Source organism: Enterobacter cloacae complex sp. ECL414 (genome assembly GCF_021869685.1).
Taxonomy (GTDB): domain Bacteria; phylum Pseudomonadota; class Gammaproteobacteria; order Enterobacterales; family Enterobacteriaceae; genus Enterobacter; species Enterobacter kobei.
Genome location: NZ_CP091481.1, coordinates 1289449 through 1307580 on the forward strand (window position 1 = coordinate 1289449; position 18132 = coordinate 1307580).

Genomic DNA, 18132 nt, shown 5'->3' on the forward strand with positions numbered 1-18132 from the left:
TGAACGCTGCCTTAAGAATATTCCCGAAAAGAGGCCTGATATTTAGGAGTAGTGCTGATGCCGTTAAGACATGGTTCAACTATTGTGTGGTAAACTTTGCTTCGAATATTAAGAATGGTAATTGCATTGTGAGCTTACGTAATACTTTTTTCTCTCTTTTATTGTTTATTTTTGGTCAGTTAACGTTTTCATCTGTTGCACAGGCAGAAGACAACGCGACGAATAAAGGCTGGTTCTCTACTTTTACGGATAATGTTTCGCAGACCTGGTCAGCACCTGAACATTATGATCTCTATGTACCGGCAATAACGTGGCATGCGCGCTTTGCTTATGACAAAGAGAAAACAGATAAATACAACGAGCGCCCGTGGGGGGCTGGTTTTGGTCAGTCACGCTGGGATGAGAAAGGAAACTGGCACGGCATCTATCTGATGGCCTTTAAAGACTCGTTTAATAAATGGGAACCGATTGGGGGTTACGGCTGGGAGAAAACGTGGCGCCCGCTGGCGGACGAGAATTTCCACGTCGGGTTAGGCTATACCGCAGGAGTGACGGCGCGTGATAACTGGAACTACATTCCGATCCCCGTGCTGCTGCCTTTGGCCTCGATTGGCTATGGCCCGGCAACGTTCCAGATGACCTACATCCCCGGGACGTACAACAACGGTAACGTTTACTTCGCCTGGATGCGTTTTCAGTTTTGACTGAAAAAAGGTTACCAGCTGGTGAAAAAACGCGCAGGCATTGATTCCTAAGCGATAAAAATCTGCCAGTGAAAATTAACGCGACTTTAGTCACTTTTTGTCAAAGATCCGCTGGACAAAAGGTCCCACAATTGTTGTACTGGTAACCGACACAGCATTTGTGTCGTTTTTTAATGTAAAGGTAATTTTGATGTCTAAGATTAAAGGTAACGTTAAGTGGTTTAATGAGTCCAAAGGATTCGGTTTCATTACTCCTGAAGATGGCAGCAAAGATGTGTTCGTACACTTCTCTGCAATCCAGTCTAATGGTTTCAAAACTCTGGCTGAAGGTCAGCGCGTAGAGTTCGAAATCACTAACGGTGCCAAAGGCCCTTCTGCTGCTAACGTAATCGCTCTGTAATTCAGACGCGTCAGCAAGAATTTCAAAACCCGCTCATTGAGCGGGTTTTTTTCGTTATGAATCAGCCAAGCAGGTACATTTTCAGGAAGCTGGCAACGATCAGTACGCTCAACAACACCATTCCTGCGCTCATCAGATTCTGTTTCATTCTGTCACCCTCGTTCAGTATGGCCTCCAGAGTGACAGAGAAAAATTAAGCCAACATTAACGCCCCGGCGGTTAATGCGTGCTTACTGAGGAAAATAGCCAAAATGCGATCCCCGTCATCGCGAAGGATCCAAGCATGTTGATCGCGATATTCACCAGCGCCCAGCCGATACGGCCTTCCTGAAAGAGAAAAACCGTTTCCGCAGAAAAGGTTGAGAAAGTCGTTAAACCGCCACAGAACCCGGTGGTAATCAGGACCTTCCACATGGGATCGATGTGCGTCATCCGGTTAAACCAGGCCAGCCCCATACCAATGATAAATGCACCAATCAGGTTGGCAGCCAGTGTCCCCATGGGAATCGCCTGGTGCAGGGGGTTAAACCGCATACTCAGGAACCATCTCGCAACGCTCCCTGTGCCTCCACCAATAAAAACAGCCAAAAGGAGTTGTAACACGCTAAATACCTGCTATTTGATGTGTAAGAGTAGCGAGTTTAACGCTGTTTATGATGAGGGGACAAATATGTATGTGGCGGTAGGGCAGTTTGCAGTCACGCCTGACTGGCAGGTTAATGCACTACAATGCGTGAACCTGATGACACAGGCCCGGCAGAAGGGCGCGTCGCTGTTGGTTCTCCCGGAAGCGCTGCTGGCAAGGGATGATAATGACCCGGATCTGTCCGTGAAGTCCGCGCAGCCGCTTGATGGCGACTTTTTACAGCCGTTGCTCACCGAGAGCGTGGGTAACGCGATGACGACCATCTTAACAGTGCACGTTCCTTCAGCGCCGGGGCGCGCCGTAAATACGCTGGTGGCTATCCGTGATGGCGTGATTATCGCGCGCTATGCCAAGCTTCATCTTTATGATGCGTTCAGCATTCAGGAGTCACGGCGTGTTGACCCTGGAGACCGCGTTGCGCCGTTAATTGATATTGACGGGTTTAAGGTTGGGTTAATGACCTGCTACGACCTGCGTTTTCCTGAGCTGGCATTGCATCTGGCTCTGCAAGGGGCAGACGTGCTGGTATTGCCTGCTGCATGGGTTAAGGGACCGCTGAAAGAGCAGCATTGGGCAACGCTGCTTGCGGCGCGCGCGCTGGACACGACCTGCTATGTCGTTGCTTCCGGGGAGTGTGGCAATAAAAATATCGGGCAGAGCAGGGTGGTTGATCCACTGGGAGTCACGGTTGCCGCAGCAGCGGAAGCGCCGGTGCTGCTGATGACGGAGATATTTTTAGAAAGAATTGCGCTTGCGCGTCAGCAATTACCTGTTCTTCGTAACCGACGCTTTGCGCCACCGCAATTAATGTGATGTTTTTTTCAACAATGCTTGATTCACCTTGTTACAGATTGCTATTGTGTGCACGCGCCAAATGACCGTTAATACAGTCAGGTTTTGGCGCTGAATGCAGCCTGTTTTATGTAAAGAAGGTATCTATGGGTGAGATTAGTATTACCAAACTGCTGGTGGTTGCTGCACTGGTCGTCCTGCTGTTTGGTACCAAGAAGTTACGCACGCTGGGTGGTGACCTGGGGGCTGCCATCAAAGGCTTTAAGAAAGCGATGAACGACGATGATGCAGCCGCGAAGAAAAGCGCTGAGGACATCCCGGCAGAGAAGCTTTCTCACAAAGAGTAATAGCAATGCCTGAGGGCTTGCGAAAAAAAACCGGCTCATCAGGCCGGTTTTTTTGCATTACTGTAAATGGATATTACAGCACTATTTGACTTCTTCGCCTTTTGCCTGCATATCAGCATGGTAAGAAGAGCGAACAAACGGACCGCATGCTGCGTGGGTAAAGCCCATCGCCAGCGCTTCGGCTTTCATCTCATCAAACTCATCCGGGCTAACGTAGCGCTGTACCGGCAGATGGTGACGGCTTGGCTGCAGATACTGGCCCAGCGTCAGCATGGTCACACCGTGGCGGCGCAGATCGCGCATCACTTCGATGATTTCGTCATTAGTTTCACCCAGACCGACCATCAGACCTGACTTGGTAGGGATATGCGGATGGGCTTCTTTAAAGCGCTCCAGCAGCTTCAGAGACCAGTTGTAATCCGCACCCGGTCGTACCTGACGATAAAGACGCGGCACGTTCTCCAGGTTGTGGTTAAACACATCTGGCGGCGTCGCGGTCAGGATGTCCAGCGCACGGTCCATACGGCCGCGGAAGTCAGGAACCAGCGTCTCGATTTTAATGTTCGGGCTTTTCTCGCGAATAGCAGTAATGCAGTCAGCGAAGTGCTGAGCTCCACCATCGCGCAGATCGTCACGGTCAACGGATGTGATGACCACATAACGCAGCGCCATGTCAGCGATGGTTTGCGCCAGTTTTTGCGGCTCGTTAGCATCGGGCGCGACTGGGCGGCCATGAGCAACGTCACAGAATGGGCAGCGGCGGGTACAGATGGCACCCAGAATCATAAACGTCGCGGTGCCGTGATTGAAACATTCAGCAAGGTTAGGGCAAGACGCTTCTTCACAGACGGAGTGAAGGCCATTCTTGCGCATCGCCGCTTTGATCCCCTGGATACGCGAAGAGTCAGCCGGAAGTTTGATTTTCATCCATTCCGGTTTTCTTAACAGCGCCTCGCGCTCGGTAGCCACGTTTTTAACCGGGATAAGGGCCATTTTATCGGCATCGCGGTATTTAACACCGCGTTCCATCACAATGGGTTTACTCATAGCGTGCGTGTTCCAGTTGCGAATATCGAAGGAAAGCGTTTCAATTCAAGGGAATGTTGTATTTATCAACTATTTTTGAACGAACGACAGGCAGTATATCATTGAAACGGCCATGAAAGCAGCCTGCCACGTCGCCAATTTGTAAAATAGTTGTTGTTTTGTGCCTTTCGCCCTGCTTGTGGCAGGGGCTTGTGCTGACACTCGCTGTCAGAAGGCCTGACGGATAATGCGGATGACGTTTTCCAGTACCGGATCGCGCAAACTGAGTTTGTTGTAATGCAGTGAAATCTCGATAGATTCCGCATTGAGCTGGCTGAGCGGAATACTCTCCAGCGACCAGCATTTCCGCAGCAGGTGATACAGGCGTGAAGGCATGATGCACAGCATATCGCTGCTGCCAATCAGGGAGGCGGTGGTAAACATATTGTAACTGCTGAAACTGATCTGACGTTCCGGGAAAATTTCATCAATGCGCTGGCGCAGACCATGGTTGGACTGCCCTTCGGTCATGAAAGACGAGTGGTCGTAATTGCGCAGGTTCTCAATGGTTAACGGCTCGCTGAGCGCGGGATGCTGCTGGCGGCAAACCAAAACCAGATTATCGGCATAAAGCACGTTTTGCCCCAGCGCTCTGGCGCTGAAGCTGCCGCTCTCAATAACCAGATCCGTCTGGAACTGGGCAAGCTGAACGTCAGGTTCGTTGAGTGGCACATTGCGCAGCAGAAGCTGGGGAGCATGCTCTTTCACGGCCTGGTAGATGGCGGGCATGACCAGCACGCCCACTGAAGGAGAGCAGCCGATGGTGATCGTTCTTTGTTTGTCATAGCTCCCGGTTAAATCCAGCGCACCCAGAATCGACTCCAGCCCCTGGCTGATGTATTCGTGGAGGTGGGTCGCATAGGCCGTCGGCGTGACGCCCTGGCCTTTACGGATAAATAACGGGTCAGGAAATATAGCGCGTAGCTTTTGAATCGACTGACTTATTGCCGATGGCGTGAGATTAAGAATTTTCGCAGCGTTAACGATACCCTTATGGACATATACTGCCTCAAAAATAGTCAGTAAATTGAGATCAATATTACGTAAAGTCCGAAAAATTTGTGGCTTGTCTTCGCCACCGGGTTCATTCAGTCGTTTGGCTGGTAAATTAGTAGACTCCACGCTTTCACTCCGTATACATTCACAACATGAATGATAGTTGAATTTATTTATTATGCTTGTAGAGATTCGTAAAGTGTTGGTTTTGTTTCACTTGTTTATCAAAAACAAACAGTTGTGTGATTATCACTCACGTTACTTAGCCTGTGTATGCCGTGCTGTCCGGAGGCTAAATAATATGTAACGGCAATATTCGGGCGCTTCGAAAATATAGAATCTGCGGATTATTGTAAAGCGTAAAAGCGGTAAATAAATAGTTGCCCGTCAAATTAACGGGCTCCCCTGTATGATATATTAAGCAGGGATATATTCATGCGGTGGATTGTTAAGTAGCGCTAACACATTCTTCAGAAGAACAGGGCGTATATTATCTGGCGTGGCGGTATCTACCCACTGGCGCATCTGCGTCATTTCCATACCGGCGTAGCCGCAGGGATTTATGCGCTGGAAAGGCGTCAGATCCATATTAATATTCAACGCCAGACCATGGAAGGAACAGCCTTTACGAATACGTAGCCCCAGCGAGCAGATCTTCATTTCGCCAACGTAGACGCCTGGAGCATCGGCCCGCGGATGCGCGTCAATACCATATTCCGCCAGCGTGTTGACGACGGTTTGTTCCAGCAACGTCACCAGCTCACGCACGCCAAGCTTTCTGCGCTTCAGATTAAGCAGGACGTACATCACCTGCTGGCCCGGGCCGTGATAAGTCACTTGTCCACCCCGATCGCTCTGGATCACCGGGATATCGCCCGTCATTAATAAATGTTCCGCTTTACCGGCCTGACCCTGGGTAAATACCGGCAGGTGTTCAACCAGCCAAATTTCATCAGGGGTCGTGTCATCGCGTGAATCGGTGAAGTCATGCATAGCCTGGGAGACAGGCTCATAAGGTTGCAGCCCGAGATGACGGACCAGAATTTTATCCTGATACAAAACAGCGTCTCCGAAGACGAGGAACCAATGATGAGGGGGAGTATATCACAGCGGGGGAGAGGGGTTACCCGGTAAGCCGGGTAACCGCAAAGGGACTACAGCACCATACGCACAATTTCGATATTGCCGAGTTCTTCGTAGAGCGTCTCAACCTGTTCGATATGGGTCGCGGTGATAGTAATAGAAACCGAGTGGTAGTTGCCCTTGCTGCTTGGTTTTACTGACGGAGAGTAATCACCGGGCGCATGGCGCTGTACCACTTCAACCACCTGATCAACCAGCTCAGGTTTCGCCAGACCCATTACTTTGTAGGTAAATGGGGTAGGGAATTCAAGCAGTTCGTTAAGTTTGGTTTTCATGTCAGCTCCGGCGTAACGTCAAAAAGAATAACTCCCACGTCAGGTGGGAGTTATCAGGATACTTAGTATATGGGGATCAAAATCACACTTTCAAGTGTTCGATTTTTAGCCAAACCAGTGATGGAACATCAATTTAATGTAATCAATGATTTTGCCGAAGAAATTGCCTTCAGGAATTTCCTGCAGAACAACCAGCGGACGCTGATCGATAGTCTTGCCATCCAGCTGGAAGTTGATGGTACCCACGACCTGATTTTTCTGCAGCGGGGCATGCAGTTCGGTGCTGTTCAGGACGTAGCTGGCCTTCAGATCCTTCATACGACCGCGAGGAATGGTCAGGTACAGATCTTTATCAACGCCGAGGGAAGCACGGTCGTTGTCGCCGAACCACACTGGCTCAGACGCGAACTCTTTGCCTGCTTTCAGCGGATTCACGGTTTCGAAGAAACGGAAGCCCCAGGTCAGCAGTTTCTTGCTTTCGGTTTCACGACCTTTAAAGGTACGACCGCCCATCACGGCAGAGATCAGACGCATCTGACCTTCAGTGGCAGAGGCCACCAGGTTGTAACCGGCTTTATCGGTATGACCTGTTTTGATACCGTCAACGTTCAGGCTGTTATCCCACAGCAGGCCGTTACGGTTGGTCTGACGAATACCGTTGAAGGTAAACTCTTTCTCTTTATAGATGGAGTATTCGTTCGGTACGTCGCGGATCAGGGCTTGACCAATCAGTGCCATATCACGTGCGGAGCTGTACTGACCGTCTGCATCCAGGCCGTGTACGGTCTGGAAATGGCTGTTTTTCAGACCCAGCGCGGTGACGTAGCTGTTCATCAGACCGACGAAGGCATCCTGGCTACCGGCGGCGAAATCAGCCATTGCTACGCAGGCATCGTTACCTGACTGCAGGTTAATACCCCGGATTAACTGGGAAACTGGAACCTGCATACCGGGCTTCAGGAACATCAGAGAAGAACCTTTGAACACAGGGTTCCCGGTTGCCCACGCATCGTTACCAATGGTGACCAGATCCGTTTCTTTGAATTTACCGGCTTTCATGGCCTGGCCGATAACATAGCTGGTCATCATTTTGGTCAGGCTGGCCGGGTCACGGCGGGCATCGGCGTTCTGTTCTGCCAAAACTTTGCCAGAGTTGTAATCGATCAGGATGTAGGATTCCGCGTCGATTTGCGGAACGCCAGGGATCATGGTCTTGATATTCAGGTCATCGGCATGAGCAGCAGAGAGTGCTGCTGCGCAAAGGGCCGTGGTCAGCGCCATGCGCTGCACAAAACGAGCAGAAAAAGTGGTCTTCATGGTCAGAACTACGACATCCGTGATGGAATTAAAAAAAGTGCCTTACTATAGCAAATGCTATTCAGGCAGGCATCCGACTTTAAGCATGAGTTTGTGAATGCGTTTTACACAAACTGACATTTCGGATACCGCCGATTAATTATTTTGCAACAGTGACGAAGGACTGCAGTTGTGCTTCGCTCTGCAAACGCTGTTGCAGAGACGCTGCCTGCGATTTACTGGCAAAAGGTCCCATCTGAATACGCCAGACCGCGCCGTTCTGCTCAACGCGTCCAGGTACGCCAAACTGCTGGCTCAGACGCTGTTGATACTGCTGGGCTCGGGCCTGATCGCTCACTGCCCCCACCTGAACGACAAAGCCGCCGCTGGCTGCTGCTGGCGCAGCGGCTGCCGCGCTTTTCGTGGTCGCTGGCGCTGTTACCGGCGCTGGCTGCGTCACCGGAGCCGCAACCGGGGCTGGCGTCGGCTCACTGCCTTCCAGCACGCCCGTCGCTAAGGTCGTCGGTGCGCCTAAAAAGCCGCTACTTTTTACCGGTGCGCCAGTGGAATCATCGCTTTGCAGCGTATCATTGCTGATTGGACGTATTTCTCCCGCCGGCTGAGAAGGCTCAGCCGGAGAAGAGACGCTACCCATTCCGCCGTCAAGATTTGGGCGGTCTGGCAGGGCATAGGTCTGCTTCGCCACCGTCGTACAGGCGGTACCCGGCCCGGACATCGAGCCATCCTGCGCCACGATAATCGGGTCAATGCGAACTTTGGTGTTGTTCGACGTGTTCAGGCGATCGGCAGACGCGCGGGACAGAGAAATCACCCGGTCATTACCATACGGACCACGGTCATTAATACGCACGACGATCATGCGACCATTAGCCAGGTTAGTGATACGCGCGTAGCTTGGAATCGGCAGCGTTGGGTGCGCGGCAGTGAGCTGCATGGGGTCAAATGTTTCACCGGATGCCGTGAGGTTACTGCCCGGTTCTGCATCATAAATGGCAGCAAAGCCCGCCTGGCTGAAGCGGGAAGGGTCCTGCACGATTTTGTAGCTTTTGCCGTCGCGCTCGTAATCCTGATTCGCGCTGGCATTCAGCGGTTCATAAACGGGATCGGCCCCACTGATTTCAACGATCGGACCATTACACACCGCAGGCTGCGGCGGCGCGACGGTTGCCTGTTGCTGACCATCATCACTTGTGCAGGCCGCAAGTAAACTTGCCGCGATGCAGATCCCCAGCCACTGCTTACGCATTCCGATCCCCTTATTTTTAAACGCTTTTTGACAACATTTTTCTGTGGGTATGGATCGACATCACGATCCCAAACCCGGCCATCAACACGATCAGTGCCGAGCCTCCGTAACTGACCAGCGGCAGCGGTACGCCTACTACCGGCAGAATACCACTCACCATACCAATATTTACGAAGACATAAACGAATAAAATCAGCATCAATCCGCCTGCCATGACGCGGCCGAAGGTGGTTTGCGCCCGGGCGGCAATCCACAATCCTCGCATGATCAGCAGCACGTAGAGCGCGAGCAAAATCAGGATACCAACCAGCCCCAGCTCTTCAGCCAGTACCGCAAAGATAAAGTCGGTGTGACGTTCCGGTAAAAATTCCAGCTGCGACTGGGTACCGTGCAACCAGCCTTTACCGCGCAGGCCGCCGGAGCCAATCGCAATCTTGGACTGAATAATATGATAGCCCGCACCGAGCGGGTCAGTTTCCGGGTCGAGAAGCATCATAACGCGCTGGCGCTGGTAATCATGCATCAGGAAGAACCAGAGGATAGGGATAAACGCCGCAATCAGCACCACAGCGATACCAATCAGACGCCAGCTTAAGCCCGACAGGAAAAGGACAAACAGACCGGAGAGCGCGATAAGGATCGAGGTGCCGAGGTCAGGCTGCGCAGCAACCAGCAGCGTCGGCAGGAAGATCAGCACCAGCGCGATCGCGGTGTTTTTCAGCGACGGCGGACAGACATCACGGTTGATAAAGCGCGCCACCATCAGGGGGACGGCAATTTTGGCAATCTCCGAGGGCTGGAAACGAACAACGCCCAGATCCAGCCAGCGCTGCGCCCCTTTTGAGATGGCGCCGAACGCGTCTACTGCCACCAGCAAAATAATACAGAAGATATAGAGATAGGGCGCCCAGCCTTCATAGACGCGCGGTGGGATCTGCGCCATCACCACCATGATGACCAGACCCATCGCGATCTGGCCGATTTTGCGTTCCATCATACCGATGTCCTGACCACTGGCGCTCCAGATAACCAGGGCGCTGTAAACCAGCAGAGCCAACAGGATCAGCAGCATGGCTGGGTCGATGTGGATTTTATCCCACAACGATTTTTTGTTTGGATTATCCGTCATGATTATTGGTCCTCCGCCGCAGCGGCGGCCGGGTTTTCAGCCGGCAGTTCGGTGTTGTTATCACCCAGCATAATGTGGTCGAGGATTTGGCGCATGATGGTCCCTACCGCCGGGCCAGCGCCGCCGTTTTCCAGAATCATCGCCACCGCCACCTGCGGGTTATCGTAAGGGGCAAATGCCGTCATGAGCTTATGGTCACGCAGACGTTCAGCAATGCGGTGTGCGTTGTAGGTTTCGTTGGCTTTCAGGCCAAAGACCTGCGCCGTACCGGATTTTGCAGCCACTTTATACGGCGTTCCGGCGAAATATTTGTGCGCGGTACCGTTCGGACGGTTTGCTACGCCGTACATACCGTCTTTCGCGATTTCCCAGAAGCCGGAATGAATGTCACCCACGGGCGCTTCATGGGGCTGTACCCACGGCACCTTTTTGCCGTCTTCAACGGTGCTTTGCAGCAGATGCGGGACTTTGACCACGCCATCGTTAATGAGGATCATCATCGCTTTGTTCATCTGAATCGGCGTTGCGGTCCAGTAGCCCTGGCCGATACCCACCGGAATGGTATCACCCTGATACCACGGCTTCTTAAAGCGCTTCAGCTTCCACTCGCGCGTCGGCATGTTGCCGGATCGCTCCTCTGAAAGGTCGACGCCGGTGTAGTGCCCGTAGCCGAACTTGCTCATCCATTCTGACAGGCGGTCAATCCCCATGTCATAGGCGACCTGATAGAAGAAGGTATCCGCTGACTCTTCCAGAGATTTGGTCACGTTCAGATGGCCGTGGCCCCATTTTTTCCAGTCGCGATAGCGTTTTTCAGACCCGGGTAGCTGCCACCAGCCCGGGTCAAACAGGCTGGTATTACGGTTGATGACACCCGCACTCAGCGCCGAGACCGCCACATACGGTTTCACCGTAGATGCCGGCGGGTAAACGCCTTGCGTGGCGCGGTTTACCAGCGGCGTATTGGGATCATTCAGCAGGCCGGAATAGTCTTTACTGGAGATGCCGTCAACAAAAAGGTTCGGATCATAGCTAGGCATGGACACCATAGCCAGAATTCCCCCGGTACGCGGATCGGTGACCACGACGGCGGCGCGACTGCCCGCCAGCAGGGTTTCAATATACTGCTGCAGTTTGAGGTCGAGCGTCAGATAGACGTCATGCCCCGCCTGAGGCGGAACTTCTTTCAGCTGTCGAATGACGCGGCCACGATTGTTAACCTCAACCTCTTCATAGCCGGTCTGTCCATGCAGGACATCTTCGTAGTAGCGTTCGATCCCGAGCTTGCCGATATCGTGCGTCGCGGCATAGTTCGCCAGCTTGCCGTCTTTATCAAGGCGGTCAACGTCTTTGTCGTTAATCTTGGAAACGTAGCCAATAACGTGCGTCAGCGCGGAGCCGTAAGGATAGTAGCGACGTTTGTAACCCTTCACTTCCACGCCGGGGAAGCGGTACTGGTTCACCGCAAAACGGGCCACCTGAACTTCCGTCAGATTGGTTTTCACCGGAATGGAGGTAAAGCGGTGGGAACGGGCGCGCTCTTTTTTGAAGGCTGCGATATCGTCATCGTTGAGATCGACAACGCTTCTTAGCGCCTCCAGCGTGTCCTGAACATTATCGACCTTTTCTGGCATCATCTCGATTTGATAGATGGTGCGGTTTAGCGCCAGAGGGGTGCCGTTACGGTCGTAGATAATGCCGCGGCTGGGCGCGATAGGCACCAGCTTGATGCGGTTTTCGTTTGAACGCGTCTGGTAATCGGTAAAGCGGACGATTTGCAGATTATAAAGGTTGGCGATCAGCACGCCGGTAAGCAGCAAAATCCCCGTAAAGGCGACCAGTGCCCTGCGCACAAACAGCGCGGACTCAGCCGTATAGTCGCGAAAAGAATTCTGTAGTTTCATCCGCTGCTTAATCTACCCTGGTCAGTCATTACTCGCGGTGATAGGGGTGGTTGGTAGTAATGCTCCACGCGCGATACAGACTTTCTGCCACCAGGACCCGAACGAGCGGGTGGGGCAGCGTCAGCGCGGAGAGAGACCAACTTTGTTCTGCTGCCGCTTTGCAGGCAGGGGACAACCCTTCAGGTCCGCCAATCAGCAGACTAACGTCACGGCCATCCTGCTTCCAGCGCTCCAGTTCGTGCGCCAGCTGCGGCGTATCCCAGGGTTTACCCGGAATATCGAGGGTGACGATGCGGTTCTTGCCAGCGGCAGCCAGCATCAGTTCGCCCTCTTTATCGAGAATACGTTTAATATCCGCGTTCTTACCGCGCTTCCCGGCAGGTATCTCCACCAGTTCGAACGGCATGTCTTTTGGAAAACGACGCAGATATTCAGTAAAACCGGTTTGTACCCAGTCCGGCATTTTGGTGCCGACGGCGACCAGCTGCAACTTCACGCATTAACCCCAGAGTTTTTCCAGCTCATACAGGCGACGGCTCTCTTCCTGCATGACATGGACAATCACATCGCCGAGGTCAACCACCACCCAGTCAGCGGTCGCTTCACCTTCAACGCCAAGCGGTAACAGTCCTGCTGCACGCGATTCCTGAACCACATGGTCGGCAATCGAAACAACATGACGCGTAGACGTCCCGGTGCAGATAATCATGCAGTCGGTGATACTGGATTTACCCTTAACGTCGATAGCGATGATGTCCTGACCTTTCAGGTCATCAATTTTGTCGATAACAAAATCCTGGAGTGCTTTACCCTGCAAGTTTTCCCCCTGGGTGAATAAGATGGTGCAACTATGAATTTGTAGCCAGACAGTATACCTGAACTGGCGCCCTTGTCGGGACAAATGTCACCGGCCGGGATTTTGAAGGCGGGTATCATCCCACCCTCCGCCAGAGATTGCATCGCCATTTTTGTAAAACAATTTCTGTAAAGCAATGACTGGCGGGAAAGTCTGGCAGCGGAGGATAACAGTATGGCTTAACCTGTCAAGGCAGGAGAATCAATAAGCCGCTTTTTATGACGCCTGACTAAACATCTGCGCTTTTCTGATACAACCCGTGCGTATGAATATACGCCAGCACCGGGGCAGGCAGCAGATCGTCACACGTTAAACCGTGTTGTAAACGCTCACGAATAAGGGTGGCGGAGATATCGAACCACGGGGTTTCCGCCAGATAAATCTTCCCGGCGGGCTGGTTGTGAAGATCCTCTACGTTATCGGTAAGATGGTCTTCAAGCCACTGCTGATACTGCTCTTCACGCATGGTCAGCGGATAGCCTGGGCGGCGGCAAACGAGCAGGTGGCTGTTCTCCAGAATGGTTTCATACTTGTGCCACCCAGGAAAGTTGAGCAGAGAATCCTGACCAATGATAAACGCCAGCGGCTGGTCAGGCCCTTGCTCAGCTCGCCACTCCTGCAGCGTTTGCGACGTCCACGAGGGGGTGTCGCGACGCAATTCCCGCTCATCAAGCCTGAAAAGCGGTTTATCCGCAATGGCAAGCGTTAGCATCTCTTTTCGCTGCTCGCTGGTTGCCTCAGGCTGAGGGCGGTGCGGCGGAACGTTATTGGGCATAATGGTGACGCGCTGCAGGCCGATCAAATTCGCCAGAATTTCCACCGGCTTAAGATGCCCGTAGTGTACCGGGTCAAAGGTGCCGCCATACAGGGCCTGTAAAGAATGCATACTATCCATCAATAAATACGTCAGCCAGCGCCTTGTGGCAGAGCAGCAGGGAAAGGCTTTCCAGCTCCGCCCAGACCGACTGGCCGTAATCTTGTTTTAAGGTGAGCTCAGCGCGCATCAGAAGCTGCACGGCCTGACGAAGCTGTTCATGGCTCAGGCGGTTGACGGCCTCGGTGGTCATTGCGCGGCGATTTTGCCATACCCGGTGTTTATCAAACAGCGCGCGCAGCGGCGTATGGGCAGACTGTCGCTTGAGCGTAATCAGCAGCAACAGTTCACGCTGCAGCGTACGCAGCAGAATAACGGGCTCGCTGCCTTCCAGGCGCAGCTGCTGAAGGATATGCAGGGCGCGTTTACTTTTCGCGGCCAGCAATGCATCCACCCAGTGGAACGGCGTGAAGTGCGCGGCGTCATTAACGGCCTGCTCGACGCGGGGGAGTGTCAGTTTGCCATCCGGCCAGAGCAGAGAGAGTCTGTCCAGCGCCTGTGCCAGCGCCAGGAGGTTACCCTCATAGCAGTAGCAGAGCAGTTGATTTGCCGCATCATCCAGCTGAAGGTTGTTCTGCTTTGCTCTTGCGGCCACCCATTTTGGCAGATGCGCCTGCTCAGGTGTCTGACAGGTAACCAGCACCGCGTGGGTCGCCAGTTGAGTGAACCACGCGGCATTTTCCTGCGCTTTGGTGAGCTTATTGCCGCGGACAATTAACAGCAGATCGCTGTGTAGCAGGCTCACCAGAGTGGCAAGCTGCTCATTGATGGCCGCGTTAGGGCCGTTTTCCGGCAGCAGGATCTGAATTGTCTGACGCGACGCGAAAAGGCTCATCGCCTGACAGAGTGAGAAGAGGGCGTCCCAGTCGGTATTGTTATCCACCTGGACGGTATGGTGTTCATCAAAGCCCTGAGCACCTGCAGTATGTCGCACGGCATCCAGGCTTTCCTGCAGCAGTAAGGGATCGTTTCCAAGCAGCAGATACGCCGCGCGCAGCCCTTCATTGAGCTGCGCGCGGAGTTGTTCAGGATACAGCCTGATCATCAGTTACCCATAGAGGTAGAAACCGGGGGCGTACTGGCATCCGGTTTTTCAATAATGTCAGAGCCTTCTTTTGTCGACGCGGCAATACCTGGCAGTTTACGGATCAGCTGTTCCGCTGCCTTGTCGTACATTTCGTTGATGATAATCTGCTGTTCGGCATCTTTCGCCAGCGCCGTTTGCGGGTTATCAAAGAACGAACGGTACACTTTTGTGCTGATCGGATAGATGTCTTTACCCGGGATCAGCACGGCTGCGTTAACAGTCATTACCATCTGATACTCTGCGGTACGGCCATCCTGGAAGATAGACGCTGTATCTTTGCTCAGGGTCGTCCCCAGAACGCGGAGAGACGGTACATCCTGGCGCAGCGTGTCTTTCTCAATGAGTTCAACACCGTTCAGGCGCAGCTGGTTACGAACTGCCCGGCTGAATGGGCCATTCGGATCTGATGAGTCGAAAATCATCGTTTTCATCTCAGCAGGCACTGCCGTGGTATTGCGCAGGTGCCAGCCACAGCCAGCGGTGACAAGCACCGCCAGTGATAAGAGTATTGTTGCCAGTTGTCGCACGTTTCCTCCCGCGCTTAGCCAACGACCAGATTGAGCAGTTTACCGGGTACGTAGATCACTTTACGTACGGTAACGCCCTCAAGATATTTCGCGACCAGAGGTTCCTGGCCTGCACGCTCGCGAACCTGTTCTTCGGTTGCGTCGACCGCCACGGTAATTTTACCGCGCACTTTGCCGTTGACCTGGACTACCACCAGCGTGGTGTTTTCCACCATTGCTGCTTCGTCCGCAACCGGCCACGGCGCGTTGTCGATATCGCCTTCGCCTTTCAGTTCCTGCCACAGAGTAAAGCTGACGTGTGGCGTGAACGGGTTCAGCATGCGAACGACGGCCAGCAGCGCTTCACGCATTAAGGCACGATCCTGCTCGCCATCCTGCGGGGCTTTCGCCAGCTTGTTCATCAGTTCCATAATAGCCGCAATTGCGGTATTGAAGGTCTGACGACGACCAATATCATCGGTGACTTTTGCAATTGTTTTATGAACATCACGACGCAGCGCCTGCTGATCTTCCGTCAGGGCAGCAGCGTTCAGCGCCGGAGCATCACCCTGTGCGGTATGTTCGTAAACCAGTTTCCAGACGCGTTTCAGGAAGCGGTTCGCGCCTTCAACACCGGATTCCTGCCACTCCAGCGTCATGTCAGCCGGAGAGGCAAACATCATGAACAGACGCACGGTATCTGCACCGTAACGCTCAACCATCACCTGCGGGTCGATACCGTTGTTTTTCGACTTGGACATCTTGCTCATGCCGGTATAAACCAGCTCATGACCTTCAGCGTCTGTCGCCTTCACGATACGGCCTTTCTCGTCGCGCTCTACGATCGCGTCCACCGGAGACACCCAGTTACGCTCGCCGTTCGCGCCAACGTAGTAGAAGGCATCAGCCAGCACCATGCCCTGACACAGCAGCTGTTTGGCTGGTTCGTCAGAATTCACCATGCCAGCATCGCGCATCAGCTTATGGAAGAAGCGGAAGTAGAGCAGGTGCATGATGGCGTGTTCGATGCCACCGATGTAGATGTCTACCGGCAGCCAGTAGTTGGCCGCGTCAGAATCCAGCATGCCTTCCTGATACTGCGGACAGGTGTAGCGTGCGTAATACCAGGAAGACTCCATAAAGGTGTCAAAGGTGTCGGTTTCACGCAGCGCAGGCTGGCCGTTAACGGTGGTTTTCGCCCACTCAGGATCGGCTTTGATCGGGCTGGTGATGCCGTCCATGACCACATCTTCCGGCAGGATCACCGGCAGTTGATCTTCTGGCGTCGGCATCACGGTGCCGTCTTCAAGGGTCACCATTGGAATTGGCGCGCCCCAGTAACGCTGACGGGAAACGCCCCAGTCGCGCAGACGGAAGTTGACTTTACGCTCACCTACGCCCAGCGAGGCCAGCTTGTCAGCGATGGCATTGAAGCCCTCTTCGAAGCTCAGTCCGCTAAATTCGCCGGAGTTGAACAGGGTGCCTTTTTCGGTCAATGCCTGCTCAGACAGGTCGGGTTCAGAACCGTCTGCGGCCAGGATTACCGGCTTAATGGTCAGGCCATATTTGGTGGCAAACTCGTAGTCGCGCTGATCGTGTCCCGGAACGGCCATCACCGCACCGGTGCCGTATTCCATCAGCACAAAGTTCGCCGCCCAGACAGGAATAGCTTCACCCGTCAGCGGGTGAATCGCTTTAAAGCCGGTATCAACGCCTTTTTTCTCCATCGTCGCCATGTCGGCTTCAGCCACTTTGGTGTTGCGGCATTCGTCGATGAAAGTTGCCAGTTCCGGATTGTTCTCTGCCGCTTTCTGCGCCAGCGGGTGACCTGCGGCCACGGCCAGATAGGTCGCCCCCATAAAGGTGTCCGGACGGGTAGTGTAGACGGTCAGCGTTTGGTCGTAGTTCTCAACGTTGAAGGTAATTTCCACACCTTCAGAACGGCCGATCCAGTTGCGCTGCATGGTCTTAACGGTGTCAGGCCAGTGATCCAGTTTATCCAGATCGTTCAGCAGTTCGTCAGCGTAAGCGGTGATTTTGATAAACCACTGCGGGATCTCTTTACGCTCAACTTTGGTGTCACAGCGCCAGCAGCAGCCGTCGATAACCTGCTCGTTCGCCAGAACGGTCTGGTCATTTGGGCACCAGTTAACCGCAGACGTCTTCTTGTACACCAGGCCTTTTTTGTACAGCTCAGTGAAGAATTTCTGCTCCCAGCGGTAATATTCCGGGGTGCAGGTCGCCAGCTCGCGGCTCCAGTCATAGCCGAAGCCCAGCATTTTGAGCTGGTTTTTCATGTACGCGATGTTGTCGTACGTCCATGGTGCCGGTGCCGTATTGTTTTTTACTGCTGCACCTTCTGCCGGCAGGCCGAACGCATCCCAGCCGATAGGCTGCAGCACGTTTTTGCCCAGCATACGCTGGTAACGGGCGATCACATCACCAATGGTGTAGTTACGCACGTGGCCCATGTGTAGTCGACCAGAAGGATAGGGAAGCATCGACAGGCAGTAATACTTCTCTTTGCTCTCGTCTTCGGTTACTTCAAAGGTGCGCTTCTCGTCCCAGTGTTGCTGGACTTTTGATTCTATCTCTTCCGGGCGGTATTGCTCTTGCATGGCAGCCAGTGGTCCTGTTTTTAATACAGCTACAAATGTAGCCAATGGATGTGGTAATTCAGATCCGCATAGCATAGCCCAAACGTCCGCGTCAAAACAGCCTTTCGCACAAAAGCACTTTGCAGGAATTTACCGGGTCTGTGCTTCACCTGACAAAGCGGCGGTGAAATAAGGTCTATTATTAGAGTTAGTTACTTACCCGGGAG

Annotated in this window: 19 protein-coding genes; 4 read left to right on the forward strand and 15 right to left on the reverse strand. The window is 53.2% G+C overall.

The genetic code is table 11. The annotated features are described in order from the left end of the window. Window positions 1-128 precede the first annotated feature (128 nt). Together pagP and cspE are read left to right on the forward strand one after the other, a co-directional pair. On the forward strand, window positions 129-704 hold the full coding sequence (gene pagP, locus L3068_RS05940) for a lipid IV(A) palmitoyltransferase PagP (protein ID WP_014882985.1): 576 nt from the start codon (window positions 129-131) through the stop codon (window positions 702-704). A gap of 190 nt (window positions 705-894) precedes the next feature. After that, the gene (cspE, locus tag L3068_RS05945) at window positions 895-1104 is read left to right on the forward strand and encodes a transcription antiterminator/RNA stability regulator CspE (RefSeq protein WP_002439184.1); all 210 of its coding nucleotides are present in this window, start codon (window positions 895-897) and stop codon (window positions 1102-1104) included. A 219-nt stretch (window positions 1105-1323) separates the two neighbouring features. On the opposite strand, the gene crcB is transcribed toward cspE, so the two are convergent. Continuing rightward, on the reverse strand, window positions 1324-1707 hold the full coding sequence (gene crcB / locus L3068_RS05950; protein ID WP_014882986.1) for a fluoride efflux transporter CrcB: 384 nt from the start codon (window positions 1705-1707) through the stop codon (window positions 1324-1326). 67 nt (window positions 1708-1774) lie between these two features. On the opposite strand from crcB, the gene L3068_RS05955 reads away from it, so the two are divergent. Together L3068_RS05955 and tatE are read left to right on the forward strand one after the other, a co-directional pair. Beyond that, complete coding sequence (locus tag L3068_RS05955; RefSeq protein WP_014882987.1) at window positions 1775-2563, forward strand: deaminated glutathione amidase; 789 nt, start codon at window positions 1775-1777, stop codon at window positions 2561-2563. A 125-nt stretch (window positions 2564-2688) separates the two neighbouring features. Next, entirely contained in the window at window positions 2689-2889 is a 201-nt protein-coding gene (tatE, locus tag L3068_RS05960; RefSeq protein WP_014882988.1) for a twin-arginine translocase subunit TatE, read from the forward strand. 81 nt (window positions 2890-2970) lie between these two features. Here the strand turns inward: tatE and lipA are convergent, their stop codons facing one another. The 14 genes from lipA to leuS form a co-directional block, all read right to left on the reverse strand. Next, complete coding sequence (gene lipA, locus L3068_RS05965) at window positions 2971-3936, reverse strand: lipoyl synthase (RefSeq protein WP_008501032.1); 966 nt, start codon at window positions 3934-3936, stop codon at window positions 2971-2973. A 207-nt stretch (window positions 3937-4143) separates the two neighbouring features. Then, window positions 4144-5097 (reverse strand): YbeF family transcriptional regulator, encoded by a 954-nt coding sequence (locus tag L3068_RS05970; protein ID WP_014882989.1) that lies wholly within the window; start codon window positions 5095-5097, stop codon window positions 4144-4146. A 291-nt stretch (window positions 5098-5388) separates the two neighbouring features. After that, window positions 5389-6030, reverse strand: coding sequence for a lipoyl(octanoyl) transferase LipB (gene lipB / locus L3068_RS05975; RefSeq protein WP_014882990.1), 642 nt, complete (start codon window positions 6028-6030; stop codon window positions 5389-5391). A 95-nt stretch (window positions 6031-6125) separates the two neighbouring features. Continuing rightward, window positions 6126-6389, reverse strand: coding sequence for a DUF493 family protein YbeD (gene ybeD, locus L3068_RS05980; protein ID WP_003858718.1), 264 nt, complete (start codon window positions 6387-6389; stop codon window positions 6126-6128). Between the two features lie 105 nt (window positions 6390-6494). After that, a complete protein-coding gene (dacA, locus tag L3068_RS05985; protein WP_014882991.1) occupies window positions 6495-7706 on the reverse strand; it encodes a D-alanyl-D-alanine carboxypeptidase DacA in 1212 nt (403 codons plus the stop codon). A gap of 139 nt (window positions 7707-7845) precedes the next feature. Beyond that, the gene (gene rlpA, locus L3068_RS05990) at window positions 7846-8952 is read right to left on the reverse strand and encodes an endolytic peptidoglycan transglycosylase RlpA (RefSeq protein ID WP_047344399.1); all 1107 of its coding nucleotides are present in this window, start codon (window positions 8950-8952) and stop codon (window positions 7846-7848) included. A 16-nt stretch (window positions 8953-8968) separates the two neighbouring features. Beyond that, entirely contained in the window at window positions 8969-10081 is a 1113-nt protein-coding gene (mrdB, locus tag L3068_RS05995; RefSeq protein ID WP_014882993.1) for a peptidoglycan glycosyltransferase MrdB, read from the reverse strand. A gap of 2 nt (window positions 10082-10083) precedes the next feature. Next, window positions 10084-11985, reverse strand: coding sequence for a peptidoglycan DD-transpeptidase MrdA (mrdA, locus tag L3068_RS06000; RefSeq protein WP_014882994.1), 1902 nt, complete (start codon window positions 11983-11985; stop codon window positions 10084-10086). A gap of 28 nt (window positions 11986-12013) precedes the next feature. After that, the gene (gene rlmH / locus L3068_RS06005; protein WP_003858701.1) at window positions 12014-12481 is read right to left on the reverse strand and encodes a 23S rRNA (pseudouridine(1915)-N(3))-methyltransferase RlmH; all 468 of its coding nucleotides are present in this window, start codon (window positions 12479-12481) and stop codon (window positions 12014-12016) included. 3 nt (window positions 12482-12484) lie between these two features. Then, window positions 12485-12802, reverse strand: coding sequence for a ribosome silencing factor (rsfS, locus tag L3068_RS06010; protein WP_003858696.1), 318 nt, complete (start codon window positions 12800-12802; stop codon window positions 12485-12487). Window positions 12803-13070: 268 nt separating this feature from the next. Then, window positions 13071-13736, reverse strand: coding sequence for a nicotinate-nucleotide adenylyltransferase (gene nadD, locus L3068_RS06015; RefSeq protein WP_032645220.1), 666 nt, complete (start codon window positions 13734-13736; stop codon window positions 13071-13073). Beyond that, window positions 13729-14760: a DNA polymerase III subunit delta gene (holA, locus tag L3068_RS06020; RefSeq protein ID WP_023332393.1), complete on the reverse strand. Its 1032-nt coding sequence runs from the start codon at window positions 14758-14760 to the stop codon at window positions 13729-13731. The genes nadD and holA overlap by 8 nt, the downstream gene beginning before the upstream one ends. Further along, window positions 14760-15329 carry an LPS assembly lipoprotein LptE gene (gene lptE, locus L3068_RS06025; RefSeq protein WP_014882997.1) on the reverse strand — a complete coding sequence of 190 codons (570 nt, stop codon included), beginning with the start codon at window positions 15327-15329 and terminating at the stop codon, window positions 14760-14762. Before lptE ends, holA begins: the two co-directional genes overlap by 1 nt. A gap of 14 nt (window positions 15330-15343) precedes the next feature. Beyond that, entirely contained in the window at window positions 15344-17926 is a 2583-nt protein-coding gene (leuS, locus tag L3068_RS06030; RefSeq protein ID WP_023338167.1) for a leucine--tRNA ligase, read from the reverse strand. Between the last annotated feature and the right edge of the window lie 206 nt (window positions 17927-18132).